This is a genomic window from Pararhizobium sp. P1_E7, assembly GCF_056405855.1.
In genome coordinates this window covers 70,660-84,521 of sequence record NZ_JBFUBH010000018.1, presented here as the reverse complement: position 1 = coordinate 84,521, position 13,862 = coordinate 70,660, and the positions used below count along the sequence as shown (strand labels likewise).

Below are 13,862 nucleotides of genomic sequence, written 5' to 3'. Positions count from 1 at the left end.
TGAAGCCTACATCCTGACGAAGGAAGAAGGCGGCCGTCATACGCCGTTCTTCACCAACTACCGTCCGCAGTTCTATTTCCGCACGACGGACGTGACCGGCATCGTGTCGCTTCCGGAAGGCACGGAAATGGTTATGCCTGGCGACAACGTCACCGTTGCCGTTGAGCTGATCGTTCCGATCGCCATGGAAGAAAAGCTGCGCTTCGCTATCCGCGAAGGCGGCCGCACCGTCGGCGCCGGCATCGTCGCGTCCATCGTCGAGTAATTAATTTTACTCGGTTGGGAAGCGGCGCGTCATAGGTGCCGCTTCCTCGATCATTTTGTTGGTCGAAGCATGCGTTTCATCGCGTATGCCTCTCGAAATGACGCAAGTGCGAAAAAACGTGCTTGCGTGGGCGTTCGGTCATTGTGTCGGACGCCGATTCCGTATATGTGGCGGGTCGAATTGCAGAATCGGACAGAGAGCGATTTGCTCTTTGTGCTCTTTGAAGCATCAGCACCCGGAAACGACTAACGAACTGCCTCATTTGGGCGTTCGCTAACAACAACAAGGATAACTCGAATGAACGGCCAGAATATCCGTATCCGCCTCAAGGCGTTTGATCACCGGATTCTTGATGCCTCCACGCGGGAAATCGTTTCGACGGCCAAGCGCACAGGCGCTTCGGTTCGTGGTCCGGTGCCGCTTCCTACGCGGATCGAAAAGTTTACGGTCAACCGCTCGCCCCACGTGGACAAGAAGAGCCGTGAACAGTTCGAGATGCGCACCCACAAGCGTCTCCTCGATATCGTCGATCCGACACCGCAGACCGTTGACGCGCTGATGAAGCTCGATCTCGCTGCCGGCGTAGACGTAGAAATCAAGCTTTAAAAACAAGGAAGGTACGTGGATTTCGGTCCAACGGCTTCCAAAAACGGGCGACCCCCAATCTTCCGCTCACAAGGTGGGTGATCTCAAGGGAAACCTTAAACCAGAGATGCAACGGGGTTCTCTCCGTCGCTAACTCTTAAGAGGAATGAACCAATGCGTTCAGGTGTGATTGCACAGAAAATTGGGATGACCCGCGTCTATAACGACGCTGGTGAGCATATCCCAGTTACAGTATTGCGGATGGAAAACTGCCAAGTGGTAGCCCATCGCACAGAAGACAAGAATGGCTACACCGCAGTTCAGCTCGGTGCAGGCCAGTCCAAGGTCAAGAACACGAGCAAGCCGTTGCGTGGTCAGTTCGCTGCCGCCAACGTAGAGCCGAAGGCCAAGGTCGTTGAGTTCCGCGTTTCGTCGGACAATCTGATCGATGTCGGCGCCGAACTCACTGCAAACCATTTCGTCGCCGGCCAGCTCGTCGACGTTACCGGTACATCTGCCGGTAAGGGTTTTGCCGGTGCTATGAAGCGCCACAACTTCGGCGGTCTGCGTGCAACGCACGGCGTGTCCGTATCGCACCGTTCGCATGGTTCGACTGGTTCCAACCAGGATCCGGGCCGCGTCTGGAAGGGTAAGCGCATGGCTGGCCACATGGGTCAGACACGCATCACCACCCAGAACCTGGAAGTGGTCTCCACCGATGAAGACCGCGGTCTGATCCTCGTCAAGGGCGCCGTACCCGGCTCCAAGGGCGCATGGATCGTCGTTCGCGACGCCATCAAGTCCGGCACTCCGGCTGACGCTCCGCGTCCTGCCGCTGTGCGCGCAGCCAAGTAAGGGGGCCAGATCATGGATCTCAACGTCACCACACTCGAGGGCAAAGAGGCCGGTAAGGTTTCCCTGTCCGACGCGATTTTCGGCCTCGAGCCGCGCGAAGATATCATTGCCCGCGTCGTTCGCTGGCAGCTCGCCAAGAAGCAGCAGGGTACGCATAAGGCCAAGGGCCGCGCAGAAGTAGCGCGCACCGGCGCCAAGATGTTCAAGCAGAAGGGTACGGGCCGCGCTCGTCACCATTCGGCTCGTGCTCCGCAGTTCCGCGGCGGTGGTAAGGCTCACGGCCCGGTTGTTCGCAGCCACGCCCATGACCTGCCCAAGAAGGTTCGTGCTCTCGGCCTGCGCCATGCGCTGTCCGCTAAGCTTCGTGCCGAAGAGCTGATCATCGTTGACAGCCTGGTTGCTGCTGAAGCCAAGACGAAGGTGCTGACCGGCGCATTCGCAACGCTCGGCCTGACCAATGCGTTGTTCATCGGCGGCGCCGAACTCGACAGCAATTTCAAGCTCGCAGCTCAGAACATCCCGAATGTGGACGTTCTGCCGGTGCAGGGCATCAACGTTTATGACATTCTGCGCCGCGGCAAGCTCGTCCTGTCCAAAGCAGCAGTTGAAGCTCTTGAGGAGCGGTTCAAATGACTGACCTTCGCCACTATGATGTGATCCTCGCTCCGTCGATCACCGAAAAGTCGACGCTGGTTTCTGAACAGAACCAGATCATCTTCAACGTCGCCAAGGGTGCGTCGAAGCCTGAAATCAAGGCTGCGATCGAAGCGCTGTTCGGCGTCAAGGTTACGGCTGTGAATACGCTGGTCCGCAAGGGCAAGCTGAAGCGCTTCCGCGGCTTCGCTGGCCGGCAGAAGGACGTCAAGAAGGCTATCGTCACGCTCGCTGACGGTCAGACCATCGACGTCTCCACCGGACTCTGAGGAATAGAACAATGGCATTGAAAAGTTTCAATCCGACCACCCCGAGCCAGCGTCAGCTGGTCATCGTCGACCGGTCCGGCCTGCACAAGGGCAAGCCGGTCAAGTCGCTGACCGAAGGCCTGTCCTCCAAGGGCGGTCGTAACAACACTGGCCGCATCACCGTGCGTTTCCAGGGCGGTGGTCACAAGCGCACTTACCGTCTGATCGACTTCAAGCGTCGCAAGTTCGACGTTGAAGGCACGGTTGCACGTCTCGAATACGACCCGAACCGCACGGCGTTCATCGCGCTGATCAACTATGCGGACGGCGAACAGGCCTACATCATCGCTCCGCAGCGCCTTGCTGCCGGCGACAAGGTGATCGCTTCGGAAAAGCAGGTTGACGTGAAGCCGGGTAACACCATGCCGCTTCAGTACATGCCGGTTGGTTCGATCGTTCACAACGTCGAGATGAAGCCGGGCAAGGGCGGGCAGATCGCCCGTTCCGCTGGCGCCTACGTTCAGCTGGTCGGTCGTGACCAGGGCATGGCGATCCTTCGCCTGTCGTCTGGCGAACAGCGCCTGGTGCATGGCTCCTGCCTTGCAACGGTCGGTGCAGTCTCCAACCCGGACCACGGCAACATCAACGACGGCAAGGCCGGCCGTTCGGTGTGGCGTGGCAAGCGTCCGCACGTTCGCGGCGTCGTCATGAACCCTGTTGACCATCCGCACGGCGGTGGTGAAGGCCGTACCTCGGGTGGCCGTCATCCGGTTTCGCCTTGGGGTAAGCCCACCAAGGGCAAGCGGACGCGCTCGAACAAGTCGACCGACAAGTTCATCATGCGCTCGCGTCATCAGCGTAAGAAGTAAGAGAGGAAGTCTCCAATGACTCGTTCAGTATGGAAAGGTCCGTTTGTTGACGGCTATCTTCTCAAGAAGGCTGAGAAGGTTCGTGAAGGCGGCCGTAACGAAGTGATCAAGATGTGGAGCCGTCGCTCCACCATCCTGCCGCAGTTCGTCGGTCTCACGTTCGGCGTCTACAATGGCAGCAAGCATGTTCCGGTCAGTGTCAACGAAGACATGATCGGTCACAAGTTCGGTGAATTCTCTCCGACCCGGACCTATTACGGTCACGGTGCGGACAAGAAGGCAAAGAGGAAGTAATTATGGGCAAGGCAAAAGCCGAACGCCGGCTGAAGGATAACGAGGCGCAGGCAATCGCGCGCACGATCCGCGTCAGCCCCCAGAAGCTCAACCTGGTAGCTGCGATGATCCGCGGCAAGAAGGTCGACCGGGCTCTGGCCGAACTCGAGTTTTCGCGCAAGCGGATCTCGGACACTGTCAAGAAGACGCTGGAATCTGCGATCGCAAACGCAGAGAACAACCACGATCTCGACGTCGACAGCCTGATCGTTGCCGAAGCATACGTTGGCAAGTCCATCGTCATGAAGCGTTTCCACGCTCGTGGCCGTGGCCGTGCATCGCGTATCGAAAAGCCTTTCGCGCATCTGACGATCGTTGTTCGCGAAGTCGAAGCTAAAGGGGAGGCCGCATAATGGGTCAGAAGATCAATCCAGTCGGCTTCCGCCTCGGCATCAACCGTACCTGGGATAGCCGCTGGTTCGCGGACAACGCAGAATACGGTCAGCTTCTTCACGAAGACCTGAAGATCCGTGCCTACGTCATGGAAGAGCTGAAGCAGGCCGGTATCGCCAAGGTGGTCATCGAGCGTCCGCACAAGAAGTGCCGCGTTACGATCCACTCGGCTCGCCCGGGCCTGATCATCGGCAAGAAGGGCGCAGACATCGAAAAGCTGCGCAAGAAGATCGGCGAGATGACCAAGTCGGAAACGCACCTCAACATCGTTGAAGTGCGCAAGCCGGAAGTCGACTCGACGCTCGTCGCCCAGTCGATCGCTCAGCAGCTCGAGCGCCGCGTGGCTTTCCGCCGTGCGATGAAGCGCGCTGTTCAGTCCGCAATGCGTCTTGGCGCCGAAGGCATCAAGATCACCTGCGGCGGCCGTCTCGGCGGTGCTGAAATCGCCCGTACCGAATGGTACCGTGAAGGCCGCGTGCCGTTGCACACGCTTCGCGCTGACATCGACTACGGTGTGGCTGAAGCCAAGACCGCTTTCGGTATCTGCGGCATCAAGGTCTGGATCTTCAAGGGCGAAATCCTCGAACACGATCCGATGGCTTCCGAGCGTCGTTCGTCCGAGGCAGATGCCCAGGGCCCCAGCAGCAACAGCCGTCGTCGCGAAAACGCGTAACAGTCGTTCCTGGCAGCTAATATCGGAGAATTAAAAAAATGTTGCAGCCAAAGCGCACTAAGTACCGCAAGCAGTTCAAGGGACGCATCAAGGGCGTTGCCAAGGGCGGTTCCGACCTTGCTTTCGGTGAATTCGGCCTGAAGTCTCAGGAGCCGAACCGCGTAAACGCACGCGAGATCGAAGCGGCCCGCCGTGCGATCACCCGTCACATGAAACGTGCCGGCCGCGTATGGATCCGCGTATTCCCAGACGTACCGGTCACGGCAAAGCCGACCGAAGTCCGCATGGGTAAAGGTAAGGGTTCGGTCGAATATTGGGCTTGCAAGGTCAAGCCCGGCCGAATGATGTTCGAAATCGACGGCGTCAGCGAAGAACTCGCCCGTGAGGCGCTTCGCCTTGGTGCTGCGAAACTCTCTGTCAAGACGCGCTTCGTTCAGCGCATTGCAGAGTAAGGAGTAAAGCCCATGAAAGCCGATACCGTCCGCGCGCTCAGCGCCGATCAGCTCAACGAAGAGCTTGCCAAGCTGAAGAAAGAGCAGTTCAACCTGCGCTTCCAGAAGGCCACAGGCCAGCTCGAAAAGTCGTCGCGCATCAATGAAGTCCGCAAGGACATTGCGCGCGTCAAAACCATTGCCCGCCAGAAGGCGGCAGAAGCCAAGGCTTAAGGATCTAAGAATATGCCAAAACGCATTCTGCAGGGCACAGTCGTCAGCGACAAGAACGATAAGACCGTCGTGGTCCGTGTCGAGCGTCGTTTCGCGCACCCGATCTTCCAGAAGACCGTTCGCCGGTCCAAGAAGTACAAGGCGCATGACGAGAACAACCAGTACAAGGTCGGCGACCAGGTTTCCATCGAGGAATGCGCGCCGATCTCCAAGGACAAGACCTGGACGGTTGTCTCCGTTCAGGCCTAATTCTTAAGAGTTTCGCATCCGGCCCTTGCGTCGGCTGCGAAAATCTGTATGAAGCAGCGCAAGAACGCTCGACTGCGAGCGTTCTTTTGCTTTGAGCGCACGGAAGGTCCTGTTTGGGAAACCACCCTGGCAACGATCGATCCCGCGCGAGAACAGAAATTTAGAAGCTGGAACAGGGGGCCCTCAATCTGATGAGGTTGGCCCAACCGGTCCGGTCACAACAAGAAGGCGACCTGACATGATTCAGATGCAAACAAACCTCGACGTGGCGGATAATTCCGGCGCACGTCGTGTCATGTGCATCAAGGTGCTGGGCGGCTCCAAGCGCAAGTACGCTTCGGTCGGCGACATTATCGTCGTTTCGATCAAGGAAGCTATTCCGCGCGGCCGCGTCAAGAAGGGTGATGTGATGAAGGCGGTTGTTGTTCGCACCGCCAAGGACATCCGTCGTCCGGACGGCAGCGTCATCCGGTTCGATAACAACGCAGCTGTTCTTATCGACAACAAGAAAGAGCCGATCGGCACCCGTATCTTCGGACCGGTTCCGCGCGAACTTCGCGCCAAGAACCACATGAAGATCATCTCGCTGGCTCCAGAAGTACTGTAAGGAGCGATTGAGATGCAAAAAATTCGCAAGGGCGACAAGGTCGTCGTATTGACCGGCAAGGACAAGGGTCGTTCTGGGGAAGTTCTCCAGGTTCTGCCTAAGGAAGACCGGGCTGTTGTGCGTGGCGTCAACATGGTGAAGCGTCACCAGCGCCAGACCCAGAGCCAGGAAGCCGGCATCATCAACAAGGAAGCGTCGATTCACCTGTCGAACATCGCGATCGCCGACCCTAAGGACGGCAAGCCGACTCGCGTCGGTTTCAAGATCGACGGCGACAAGAAGGTTCGCGTTGCAAAGCGTTCGGGAGTGTCGATCGATGGCTGACACCAAGAAGTATGAACCCCGTCTGAAGACGGAATATGTTGAGCGCATCACCAAGGCGATGCAGGAGAAGTTCTCCTACGCAAACGTCATGCAGATCCCGCGTCTCGACAAGATCGTCATCAACATGGGTGTTGGTGAATCGACGGCTGATTCGAAGAAGCCTACGGTTGCTGCAGCAGACCTCGCAGCCATCGCTGGCCAGAAGCCGGTCATCACCAAGGCCCGCACCTCCATCGCCGGCTTCAAGCTGCGCGAAGGCATGCCGATCGGCGCAAAGGTTACCCTGCGCGGCGTTCGCATGTACGAATTCCTGGACCGCCTGGTCAACATCGCGCTTCCGCGCGTTCGAGATTTCCGCGGCCTGAATCCGAAGAGCTTTGACGGCCGTGGCAACTTCGCCATGGGTGTCAAGGAACACATTGTGTTCCCGGAGATCAACTACGACAAGGTTGATCAGATGTGGGGCATGGACATCATCGTTTGCACGACGGCAACGAACGACGACGAAGCACGCGCTCTGCTCACAGAGTTCAACTTCCCGTTTCGCCAGTAAGCCGTAACGACAAGCAGAAGGATTAAGTTGAATGGCGAAGACGAGCGCAATTGAAAAGAACAATCGCCGCCGTAAGTCGGTTGCCCAGGATGCGTCGAAGCGCGCAGCCCTGAAGGCAACCATCATGAACCAGTCTCTTCCGATCGAAGAGCGTTTCAAGGCTACTCTGAAGCTGGCCAGCCTCCCGCGTGACGGCTCCAAGACCCGCGTTCGCAACCGTTGCGAAGTGACTGGTCGTCCGCGCGCATATTATCGCAAACTCAAGATGTCGCGTATTGCGCTTCGTGAACTTGGCAATTTCGGCAAGGTGCCGGGCATTGTTAAGTCGAGCTGGTAAGGAGACGGGTACATGGCAATGACTGATCCGCTGGGCGATATGCTCACCCGTATCCGCAACGGTGCTGCACGCCGCAAGTCGAGTGTTTCCACTCCGGCTTCCAAGCTGCGCGCACGCGTTCTGGATGTCCTTCAGGCTGAAGGCTACATCCGCGGTTACTCGGAAACCGAATTCGGCAACGGCAAGGCTGAGCTGAATATCGAACTGAAATACTACGAAGGTGCGTCGGTGATCCGTGAGATCGGCCGCGTATCGAAGCCGGGCCGCCGGGTTTATGTCTCGGTCAAGTCCATTCCGCAGGTCGCGAACGGTCTCGGCATCACCATCCTTTCGACTCCGAAGGGTGTGATGGCCGATCATCAGGCACGCGAACAGAACGTTGGTGGCGAGGTTCTCTGCTCCGTATTCTAATACGGCAGCAGTGATCTCCATAACGGACAGACAGGTTTGAAATATGTCTCGTATCGGTAAAAAGCCCGTTCCGGTTCCTGCAGGCGTCACGGCCACGGTTAGTGGCCAGACAGTGACTGCAAAGGGCCCGAAAGGCGAACTCTTCTTCGTTGCTAACGACGAAGTCGTCGTAAAGCTGGAAGACAACAACGCGGTGTCGGTGACCCCCGTTGACCAGTCCAAGGATGCTCGTTCCAAGTGGGGCATGTCCCGCACGATGATCGAAAACATCTTCAAGGGCGTCAAGGACGGCTTCGAGCGCAAGCTCGAAATCAACGGCGTCGGTTACCGCGCGTCGCTTCAGGGCAAGAACCTGCAGCTGGCACTCGGTTTCAGCCATGACGTGGTCTATCAGACTCCTGAAGGCATCTCGATTGCTGTGCCGAAGCCGACGGAAATCGTCGTCACCGGCATCAACAAGCAGCAGGTCGGCCAGGTTGCCGCGGAAATCCGCGAATACCGTGGCCCCGAGCCCTACAAGGGCAAGGGCGTCAAGTATGCCGGCGAGCGGATTGTCCGCAAAGAAGGCAAGAAGAAGTAAGGATCACGCGAAATGGCTACAAGGAAAGATACACTTGTGCGTCGCGCCGCTCGCGTGCGCCGTCAAGTCAAGGCAGTGGCCAATGGCCGTCTGCGCCTGTCCGTTCATCGCTCGTCGAAGAACATCTACGCACAGGTTATCGATGATGTTGCTGGCAAGACCGTTGCGTCTGCCTCGACACTCGACACGGATCTGCGTTCGTCGCTTAAGACGGGCGCTGACACGGCAGCTGCCGCTGCCGTTGGCAAGCTCCTCGCAGAGCGCGCCTCGAAGGCTGGTGTCAAGGACGTCGTCTTTGACCGTGGCGCCTTCATCTATCACGGCCGCGTCAAGGCGCTCGCCGAGGCAGCCCGCGAAGGCGGCCTGAACTTCTGATGCCGAAGCAGCCCCAAAGGGCTGCCTCATTTTTCGAATGATTGGCGTCCGGACATGTCTGGACGGATCATCGAAACGCTTTTATAAGCGCGTCGCTTCCGCTCCCTGAAGGGGGCGGGGCGACTTTTTGTCAATCTGCCGATTGCACCCGGAAAAGAAAAAGGAAAAGGACAATGGCACAAGAAAAAAGAGGTTCTCGCGACGATCGCCAGAACCGCGAGGAGCGCGACAGCGAATTCGTTGACAAGCTCGTAGCAATCAACCGCGTCGCAAAAGTCGTCAAGGGCGGCCGTCGTTTCGGCTTTGCTGCTCTCGTCGTCGTCGGCGACCAGAAGGGCCGCGTTGGCTTCGGTCATGGCAAGGCACGTGAAGTGCCGGAAGCCATCCGTAAGGCCACCGAAGCTGCCAAGCGCGAACTGATCTTCGTTCCGCTGCGCTCGGGCCGCACGCTTCATCACGACGTTCATGGCCGTCACGGCGCAGGCAAGGTTCTGCTGCGTGCTGCCAAGGCCGGTACCGGTATCATTGCCGGTGGTCCGATGCGCGCCGTTTTCGAAACGCTCGGCATGCATGACGTTGTTGCGAAGTCGACTGGTTCTTCGAACCCGTACAACATGATTCGCGCCACGTTCGACGCCCTGAAGAGCCAGATGCACCCGAAGGATATCGCAGCTCAGCGCGGCATGAAGTATGCCACTCTGCAGAGCCGCCGCGTATCCGCCGGCGTTGCTTCCGAAGAATAAGGGAGCCTGAACAATGGCTAAGAAAGAAGTTGCAAAGAAGACGGTTGCGGTCGAACAGATCGGCAGCCCCATTCGCCGCCCAGCCGTCCAGCGCGCAACGCTGATCGGTCTCGGTCTCAACAAGATGCACCGGGTTAGCGTTCTGGAAGACACTCCTTCCGTTCGCGGCATGATCCGGGCCRTCCAGCACCTCGTTCGCGTCGTCGACGAGAAGTGAGGGGGATACCATCATGAAACTGAATGAAATCAAAGACAACGAAGGTTCGACCAAGAACCGCAAGCGTCTCGGCCGTGGTATCGGCTCCGGATCCGGCAAGACTGCCGGCCGCGGTGTCAAGGGTCAGAAGGCTCGTTCGGGCGTTGCTATCAACGGCTTCGAAGGCGGCCAGATGCCAATCTACCGCCGTCTGCCGAAGCGCGGCTTCAACAACATCTTCCGTTCGGACTTCGTTGTTGTGTCGCTCGGCCGTATCCAGACCGCAATCGACGCCAAGAAGCTTGATGCTTCCAAGACCGTCGATGCTGCTGCCCTGACGGCTGCCGGCGTTATCCGCCGTGCCAAGGACGGCGTTCGCGTTCTGGCCGATGGCGAACTGAAGGCAAAGGTAACGATCGAAGTTGCCGGCGCTTCCAAGCCTGCGATCGAAAAGATCGAAAAGGCTGGCGGTTCTGTCAAGCTGCTTTCGGGCGCTGCTGAATAATTAGTTGCTGATGAACCGCCCGGGGTGCTTCACACCGGGCGGTTTTGCTCCCATATGAGAGCCTCACGGCCCGTATGACCAATGGGCGGATTGCGCGGCCGGATTCGTCCGGCGCAGAATATTGATCGGGAACCACGGTGAGGAGCGTGATTGCAGATGCAGTCGTTTCCAAACCGGTTTTCATAAAAAGAAGATAGCTTTTCCGGATCTGACCGGGTTTTCCCGCGGGTTCCGAATTGGCTACGCGGAGAATTGCATGGCTTCTGCAGCGGAACAGCTCGCCTCCAACCTGAATTTTGCGACTTTCGCAAAAGCCGAAGATCTGAAACGCCGCCTCTGGTTTACCCTTGGCGCGCTTCTGGTTTATCGCCTCGGCACCTATATTCCGCTGCCAGGCCTGAACCCGGAAGCTTTTGCGCAGGCGTTTGCCGGGCAGAGCGGCGGCATCCTCGGTCTTTTCAACATGTTTTCGGGCGGCGCCGTTTCGCGTATGGCGATCTTCGCGCTCGGCATCATGCCTTACATTTCCGCTTCCATCATCGTTCAGCTGATGACCTCCGTGGTTCCGTCGCTTGAGCAGTTGAAGAAGGAAGGCGAGCAGGGCCGCAAGGTCATCAACCAGTACACCCGCTACGGCACGGTGCTGCTTGGCACGCTGCAGGCCTACGGCATCGCAGTCGGCCTTGAGAGCGGCAACGGTCTCGTCGTCGATCCGGGCTGGTTCTTCCGTATCTCGACCGTTATTTCGCTTCTCGGCGGCACGATGTTCCTGATGTGGCTCGGTGAGCAGATCACGTCGCGCGGCATCGGTAACGGCATTTCGCTGATCATTTTCGCTGGTATCGTCGCCCATCTGCCGACAGCACTTGCCGGAACGCTCGAGCTTGGCCGTACCGGCGCTCTGTCGACGCCGCTCATCCTCGCCATCATCGTCATGGTCGTTGCTGTGATCGCGCTGATCGTCTTCGTCGAGCGTGCCCAGCGGAGGCTTTTGATCCAGTATCCGAAGCGCCAGGTCGGCAACAAGATGTTCCAGGGCGACACCTCGCACCTGCCGCTGAAGCTCAACACGTCGGGCGTCATTCCGGCCATCTTCGCATCGTCGCTGCTGCTTTTGCCGGCAACGCTCGCAGGCTTTGCCAACAGTGCGGCACTGCCGGGCTGGGCAACGACCGTTGTCGCATCCCTTGGTCATGGCAAGCCGCTCTACATGGTGCTCTATGGTGCGATGATCGCGTTCTTTGCCTTCTTCTACACGGCCATCGTTTTCAACCCGAAGGACACGGCCGACAATCTGAAGAAGCATGGCGGCTTTATCCTCGGCATTCGTCCGGGCGAGCGCACCGCCGAATATATCGACTACGTGCTGACGCGCATCACCGTGCTCGGCGCGATCTACCTGATGTTCGTCTGCATTCTGCCCGAAGTTATGATCGCGCAGACCGGCGTGCCGTTCTACCTTGGTGGTACGTCGCTTTTGATTGTTGTCAGCGTTACCCTTGATACTGTAGCACAGATACAGGGTCACCTGATTGCCCAGCAGTATGAGGGGCTGATCAAGAAATCAAAGCTGCGTGGAGGAAAGAGGGGCCGATGAGACTAATATTTTTAGGACCGCCGGGAGCTGGCAAAGGAACACAGGCCAAGCTTCTGACGGAAAAATACGGTATTCCGCAGCTTTCCACGGGTGATATGCTGCGGGCCGCCGTCCAGGCCGAGACGGACGTCGGCAAACGGGCCAAGGCTGTCATGGATGCCGGGCAGCTCGTTTCCGACGAGATTGTCAACGAGATCGTTTCCGATCGGATTGATTCGGCCGACTGTGCGAAGGGCTTCATTCTCGATGGCTATCCGCGCACCGTTCCGCAGGCTGTTGCCCTTGGCAGGATGCTTGCCGACAAGGGGTTGCGGCTTGATGCGGTTATCGAACTGAAGGTGGATGAAGATGCGCTTGTACGGCGCATCGAGAATCGCGTAGCAGAAACCCTTGCCGCTGGCGGCAAGGTTCGTTCCGACGATAATCCGGAAGCTTTCAAGAAGCGTCTTGTCGAATATCGCGAGAAGACGGCGCCGCTGTCGCAGCACTATGCTGTAACCGGCGAGTTGAAGACAGTTGATGGCATGGCGCCGGTTGAGACCGTTACCTCCCAGATCAACGCAATTCTGGCTTCGGCTTCGGCCGACGCCTAAAAGGCAGTTCTTGAAAAAGGACTGCCGGGGAGTTGACTTTTACAGTCGATTCCTTCAAAGACCGCGCTAACTCGCTGCATGCAAGGGATCGGCGCGGATTTCAAAGACGAAGTCCGGGCGCGATTCTTTTGACGTGTTCCGAACAGAACTTTCACAGTCGGCCCGTCAAGGGCTGCATAACGAAGCACCTATTGCCGGATGGCAACTGGAAGCAAGGAGAACAGGCGTGGCACGTATCGCTGGCGTCAACATCCCGACGAGCAAGCGCGTAGTAATCGCGCTTCGTTACATTCACGGGATCGGAGCGAAGTTCGCACAGGAAATCGTCRAGAAGGTCGGTATCCCGGCTGAACGTCGTGTGCACCAATTGACGGATGCTGAAGTTCTTCAGATCCGCGAAACAATCGACCGCGATTATCAGGTTGAAGGCGATCTGCGCCGCGAGACCTCGATGAACATCAAGCGTCTGATGGACCTGGGCTGCTACCGCGGTCTGCGTCATCGTCGTTCGCTGCCGGTTCGTGGCCAGCGCACGCACACCAATGCCCGCACCCGCAAGGGTCCGGCAAAGGCGATTGCTGGTAAGAAGAAGTAATTTCCCTGAAATGGGAAATGCGGAGGCTGGCGCTCGGCGCCGGCCTCTTTTGTGGTTTCGGAAGGGCGTGCTTTGCGTCCCTCCGGTGGAGCTGCTGGAGTTACGGCAGTGACGATATCGCCGCGCAGGCCGGATTTGTCGGTTCGCGCATGACTTGAAAATTCAGGGCAGGGGTTTTTTCCTCCGCCCGGTGGAGCCGCTGGTGTTACGGCGGTGCAGAGATCAACGAAAGGTATACCATGGCCAAGGAAGCCACACGCGTTCGCCGTCGCGAACGGAAAAACATTTCCACGGGCGTTGCCCACGTCAACTCGTCGTTCAACAACACGATGATCACCATCACCGACGCCCAGGGCAACGCGATTGCCTGGTCTTCGGCCGGTTCCAAGGGCTTCAAGGGTTCGCGTAAGTCGACCCCGTTCGCAGCCCAGATGGCTGCTGAAGACGCGGCCAAGAAGGCCCAGGAACACGGCATGAAGACGCTCGAAGTCGAAGTTTGCGGCCCGGGTTCCGGCCGTGAATCGGCTCTGCGCGCCCTGCAGGCTGCCGGCTTCATGATCACCTCGATCCGTGACGTGACCCCGATCCCGCACAATGGCTGCCGCCCGCGCAAGAAGCGCCGCGTTTAAGTTTACGCATTCATCCAGCCGGTGAGGG

General features: G+C 58.2%; 26 protein-coding genes. All 26 read left to right on the top strand.

Going from position 1 to position 13,862, the window contains the following annotated elements:
- Positions 1-265, top strand: a 265-nt coding sequence (locus AC1D17_RS17605; protein ID WP_477566639.1) for an EF-Tu C-terminal domain-related protein, incomplete at its 5' end; no start/stop codon positions are given.
- A 297-nt stretch (positions 266-562) separates the two neighbouring features.
- Complete coding sequence (rpsJ, locus tag AC1D17_RS17600; protein ID WP_003507767.1) at positions 563-871, top strand: 30S ribosomal protein S10; 309 nt, start codon at positions 563-565, stop codon at positions 869-871.
- 153 nt (positions 872-1,024) lie between these two features.
- On the top strand, positions 1,025-1,705 hold the full coding sequence (gene rplC / locus AC1D17_RS17595) for a 50S ribosomal protein L3 (protein ID WP_037169454.1): 681 nt from the start codon (positions 1,025-1,027) through the stop codon (positions 1,703-1,705).
- Between the two features lie 12 nt (positions 1,706-1,717).
- Entirely contained in the window at positions 1,718-2,338 is a 621-nt protein-coding gene (gene rplD / locus AC1D17_RS17590) for a 50S ribosomal protein L4 (protein ID WP_477566638.1), read from the top strand.
- Positions 2,335-2,628, top strand: coding sequence for a 50S ribosomal protein L23 (locus AC1D17_RS17585; RefSeq protein ID WP_037100585.1), 294 nt, complete (start codon positions 2,335-2,337; stop codon positions 2,626-2,628). Before rplD ends, AC1D17_RS17585 begins: the two co-directional genes overlap by 4 nt.
- An 11-nt stretch (positions 2,629-2,639) precedes the next feature.
- Complete coding sequence (gene rplB, locus AC1D17_RS17580; protein WP_037100587.1) at positions 2,640-3,476, top strand: 50S ribosomal protein L2; 837 nt, start codon at positions 2,640-2,642, stop codon at positions 3,474-3,476.
- Positions 3,477-3,491: 15 nt separating this feature from the next.
- Positions 3,492-3,770: a 30S ribosomal protein S19 gene (gene rpsS, locus AC1D17_RS17575; RefSeq protein WP_037100590.1), complete on the top strand. Its 279-nt coding sequence runs from the start codon at positions 3,492-3,494 to the stop codon at positions 3,768-3,770.
- A gap of 2 nt (positions 3,771-3,772) precedes the next feature.
- Positions 3,773-4,162, top strand: a complete 390-nt coding sequence (gene rplV, locus AC1D17_RS17570; protein ID WP_018328280.1) for a 50S ribosomal protein L22 — start codon at positions 3,773-3,775, stop codon at positions 4,160-4,162.
- The gene (gene rpsC, locus AC1D17_RS17565) at positions 4,162-4,875 is read left to right on the top strand and encodes a 30S ribosomal protein S3 (RefSeq protein WP_477566637.1); all 714 of its coding nucleotides are present in this window, start codon (positions 4,162-4,164) and stop codon (positions 4,873-4,875) included. Before rplV ends, rpsC begins: the two co-directional genes overlap by 1 nt.
- A 38-nt stretch (positions 4,876-4,913) precedes the next feature.
- Positions 4,914-5,327, top strand: a complete 414-nt coding sequence (gene rplP / locus AC1D17_RS17560; protein ID WP_018239489.1) for a 50S ribosomal protein L16 — start codon at positions 4,914-4,916, stop codon at positions 5,325-5,327.
- A 12-nt stretch (positions 5,328-5,339) separates the two neighbouring features.
- Positions 5,340-5,540 carry a 50S ribosomal protein L29 gene (rpmC, locus tag AC1D17_RS17555; RefSeq protein ID WP_037100598.1) on the top strand — a complete coding sequence of 67 codons (201 nt, stop codon included), beginning with the start codon at positions 5,340-5,342 and terminating at the stop codon, positions 5,538-5,540.
- Between the two features lie 12 nt (positions 5,541-5,552).
- Positions 5,553-5,789 carry a 30S ribosomal protein S17 gene (gene rpsQ / locus AC1D17_RS17550; RefSeq protein WP_037100601.1) on the top strand — a complete coding sequence of 79 codons (237 nt, stop codon included), beginning with the start codon at positions 5,553-5,555 and terminating at the stop codon, positions 5,787-5,789.
- A 238-nt stretch (positions 5,790-6,027) separates the two neighbouring features.
- A complete protein-coding gene (rplN, locus tag AC1D17_RS17545) occupies positions 6,028-6,396 on the top strand; it encodes a 50S ribosomal protein L14 (RefSeq protein ID WP_018328276.1) in 369 nt (122 codons plus the stop codon).
- 12 nt (positions 6,397-6,408) lie between these two features.
- The gene (gene rplX, locus AC1D17_RS17540) at positions 6,409-6,720 is read left to right on the top strand and encodes a 50S ribosomal protein L24 (protein WP_037169463.1); all 312 of its coding nucleotides are present in this window, start codon (positions 6,409-6,411) and stop codon (positions 6,718-6,720) included.
- Complete coding sequence (gene rplE / locus AC1D17_RS17535; protein ID WP_477566636.1) at positions 6,713-7,273, top strand: 50S ribosomal protein L5; 561 nt, start codon at positions 6,713-6,715, stop codon at positions 7,271-7,273. The genes rplX and rplE overlap by 8 nt, the downstream gene beginning before the upstream one ends.
- 31 nt (positions 7,274-7,304) lie before the next feature.
- Positions 7,305-7,610, top strand: coding sequence for a 30S ribosomal protein S14 (gene rpsN / locus AC1D17_RS17530; RefSeq protein WP_037100611.1), 306 nt, complete (start codon positions 7,305-7,307; stop codon positions 7,608-7,610).
- A gap of 12 nt (positions 7,611-7,622) precedes the next feature.
- Positions 7,623-8,021: a 30S ribosomal protein S8 gene (gene rpsH / locus AC1D17_RS17525; protein WP_037169466.1), complete on the top strand. Its 399-nt coding sequence runs from the start codon at positions 7,623-7,625 to the stop codon at positions 8,019-8,021.
- A gap of 43 nt (positions 8,022-8,064) precedes the next feature.
- Positions 8,065-8,601, top strand: coding sequence for a 50S ribosomal protein L6 (rplF, locus tag AC1D17_RS17520; RefSeq protein ID WP_477566635.1), 537 nt, complete (start codon positions 8,065-8,067; stop codon positions 8,599-8,601).
- A 12-nt stretch (positions 8,602-8,613) separates the two neighbouring features.
- The gene (gene rplR / locus AC1D17_RS17515) at positions 8,614-8,976 is read left to right on the top strand and encodes a 50S ribosomal protein L18 (protein ID WP_264223946.1); all 363 of its coding nucleotides are present in this window, start codon (positions 8,614-8,616) and stop codon (positions 8,974-8,976) included.
- A gap of 173 nt (positions 8,977-9,149) precedes the next feature.
- Positions 9,150-9,719 carry a 30S ribosomal protein S5 gene (rpsE, locus tag AC1D17_RS17510; protein ID WP_060505083.1) on the top strand — a complete coding sequence of 190 codons (570 nt, stop codon included), beginning with the start codon at positions 9,150-9,152 and terminating at the stop codon, positions 9,717-9,719.
- A 13-nt stretch (positions 9,720-9,732) separates the two neighbouring features.
- Complete coding sequence (gene rpmD / locus AC1D17_RS17505) at positions 9,733-9,936, top strand: 50S ribosomal protein L30 (protein ID WP_477566634.1); 204 nt, start codon at positions 9,733-9,735, stop codon at positions 9,934-9,936.
- A 13-nt stretch (positions 9,937-9,949) separates the two neighbouring features.
- Entirely contained in the window at positions 9,950-10,420 is a 471-nt protein-coding gene (gene rplO, locus AC1D17_RS17500; RefSeq protein ID WP_477566633.1) for a 50S ribosomal protein L15, read from the top strand.
- A 256-nt stretch (positions 10,421-10,676) separates the two neighbouring features.
- Complete coding sequence (secY, locus tag AC1D17_RS17495; RefSeq protein ID WP_477566632.1) at positions 10,677-12,017, top strand: preprotein translocase subunit SecY; 1,341 nt, start codon at positions 10,677-10,679, stop codon at positions 12,015-12,017.
- Positions 12,014-12,610, top strand: coding sequence for an adenylate kinase (locus AC1D17_RS17490; RefSeq protein ID WP_477566631.1), 597 nt, complete (start codon positions 12,014-12,016; stop codon positions 12,608-12,610). Before secY ends, AC1D17_RS17490 begins: the two co-directional genes overlap by 4 nt.
- A 226-nt stretch (positions 12,611-12,836) precedes the next feature.
- Entirely contained in the window at positions 12,837-13,205 is a 369-nt protein-coding gene (gene rpsM / locus AC1D17_RS17485; RefSeq protein WP_477566630.1) for a 30S ribosomal protein S13, read from the top strand.
- Positions 13,206-13,444: 239 nt separating this feature from the next.
- Complete coding sequence (gene rpsK, locus AC1D17_RS17480) at positions 13,445-13,834, top strand: 30S ribosomal protein S11 (protein WP_018328263.1); 390 nt, start codon at positions 13,445-13,447, stop codon at positions 13,832-13,834.
- The last annotated feature ends 28 nt before the right edge of the window (positions 13,835-13,862 follow it).

What these genes read in the sequence shown, in the direction of transcription:
- rpsJ (WP_003507767.1), top strand. Translation starts at nt 563, where the DNA reads ATGAACGGCCAGAATATCCGTATCCGCCTCAAGGCGTTTGATCACCGG.
- rplC (WP_037169454.1), top strand. Translation starts at nt 1,025, where the DNA reads ATGCGTTCAGGTGTGATTGCACAGAAAATTGGGATGACCCGCGTCTAT.
- rplD (WP_477566638.1), top strand. Translation starts at nt 1,718, where the DNA reads ATGGATCTCAACGTCACCACACTCGAGGGCAAAGAGGCCGGTAAGGTT.
- AC1D17_RS17585 (WP_037100585.1), top strand. Translation starts at nt 2,335, where the DNA reads ATGACTGACCTTCGCCACTATGATGTGATCCTCGCTCCGTCGATCACC.
- rplB (WP_037100587.1), top strand. Translation starts at nt 2,640, where the DNA reads ATGGCATTGAAAAGTTTCAATCCGACCACCCCGAGCCAGCGTCAGCTG.
- rpsS (WP_037100590.1), top strand. Translation starts at nt 3,492, where the DNA reads ATGACTCGTTCAGTATGGAAAGGTCCGTTTGTTGACGGCTATCTTCTC.
- rplV (WP_018328280.1), top strand. Translation starts at nt 3,773, where the DNA reads ATGGGCAAGGCAAAAGCCGAACGCCGGCTGAAGGATAACGAGGCGCAG.
- rpsC (WP_477566637.1), top strand. Translation starts at nt 4,162, where the DNA reads ATGGGTCAGAAGATCAATCCAGTCGGCTTCCGCCTCGGCATCAACCGT.
- rplP (WP_018239489.1), top strand. Translation starts at nt 4,914, where the DNA reads ATGTTGCAGCCAAAGCGCACTAAGTACCGCAAGCAGTTCAAGGGACGC.
- rpmC (WP_037100598.1), top strand. Translation starts at nt 5,340, where the DNA reads ATGAAAGCCGATACCGTCCGCGCGCTCAGCGCCGATCAGCTCAACGAA.
- rpsQ (WP_037100601.1), top strand. Translation starts at nt 5,553, where the DNA reads ATGCCAAAACGCATTCTGCAGGGCACAGTCGTCAGCGACAAGAACGAT.
- rplN (WP_018328276.1), top strand. Translation starts at nt 6,028, where the DNA reads ATGATTCAGATGCAAACAAACCTCGACGTGGCGGATAATTCCGGCGCA.
- rplX (WP_037169463.1), top strand. Translation starts at nt 6,409, where the DNA reads ATGCAAAAAATTCGCAAGGGCGACAAGGTCGTCGTATTGACCGGCAAG.
- rplE (WP_477566636.1), top strand. Translation starts at nt 6,713, where the DNA reads ATGGCTGACACCAAGAAGTATGAACCCCGTCTGAAGACGGAATATGTT.
- rpsN (WP_037100611.1), top strand. Translation starts at nt 7,305, where the DNA reads ATGGCGAAGACGAGCGCAATTGAAAAGAACAATCGCCGCCGTAAGTCG.
- rpsH (WP_037169466.1), top strand. Translation starts at nt 7,623, where the DNA reads ATGGCAATGACTGATCCGCTGGGCGATATGCTCACCCGTATCCGCAAC.
- rplF (WP_477566635.1), top strand. Translation starts at nt 8,065, where the DNA reads ATGTCTCGTATCGGTAAAAAGCCCGTTCCGGTTCCTGCAGGCGTCACG.
- rplR (WP_264223946.1), top strand. Translation starts at nt 8,614, where the DNA reads ATGGCTACAAGGAAAGATACACTTGTGCGTCGCGCCGCTCGCGTGCGC.
- rpsE (WP_060505083.1), top strand. Translation starts at nt 9,150, where the DNA reads ATGGCACAAGAAAAAAGAGGTTCTCGCGACGATCGCCAGAACCGCGAG.
- rplO (WP_477566633.1), top strand. Translation starts at nt 9,950, where the DNA reads ATGAAACTGAATGAAATCAAAGACAACGAAGGTTCGACCAAGAACCGC.
- secY (WP_477566632.1), top strand. Translation starts at nt 10,677, where the DNA reads ATGGCTTCTGCAGCGGAACAGCTCGCCTCCAACCTGAATTTTGCGACT.
- AC1D17_RS17490 (WP_477566631.1), top strand. Translation starts at nt 12,014, where the DNA reads ATGAGACTAATATTTTTAGGACCGCCGGGAGCTGGCAAAGGAACACAG.
- rpsK (WP_018328263.1), top strand. Translation starts at nt 13,445, where the DNA reads ATGGCCAAGGAAGCCACACGCGTTCGCCGTCGCGAACGGAAAAACATT.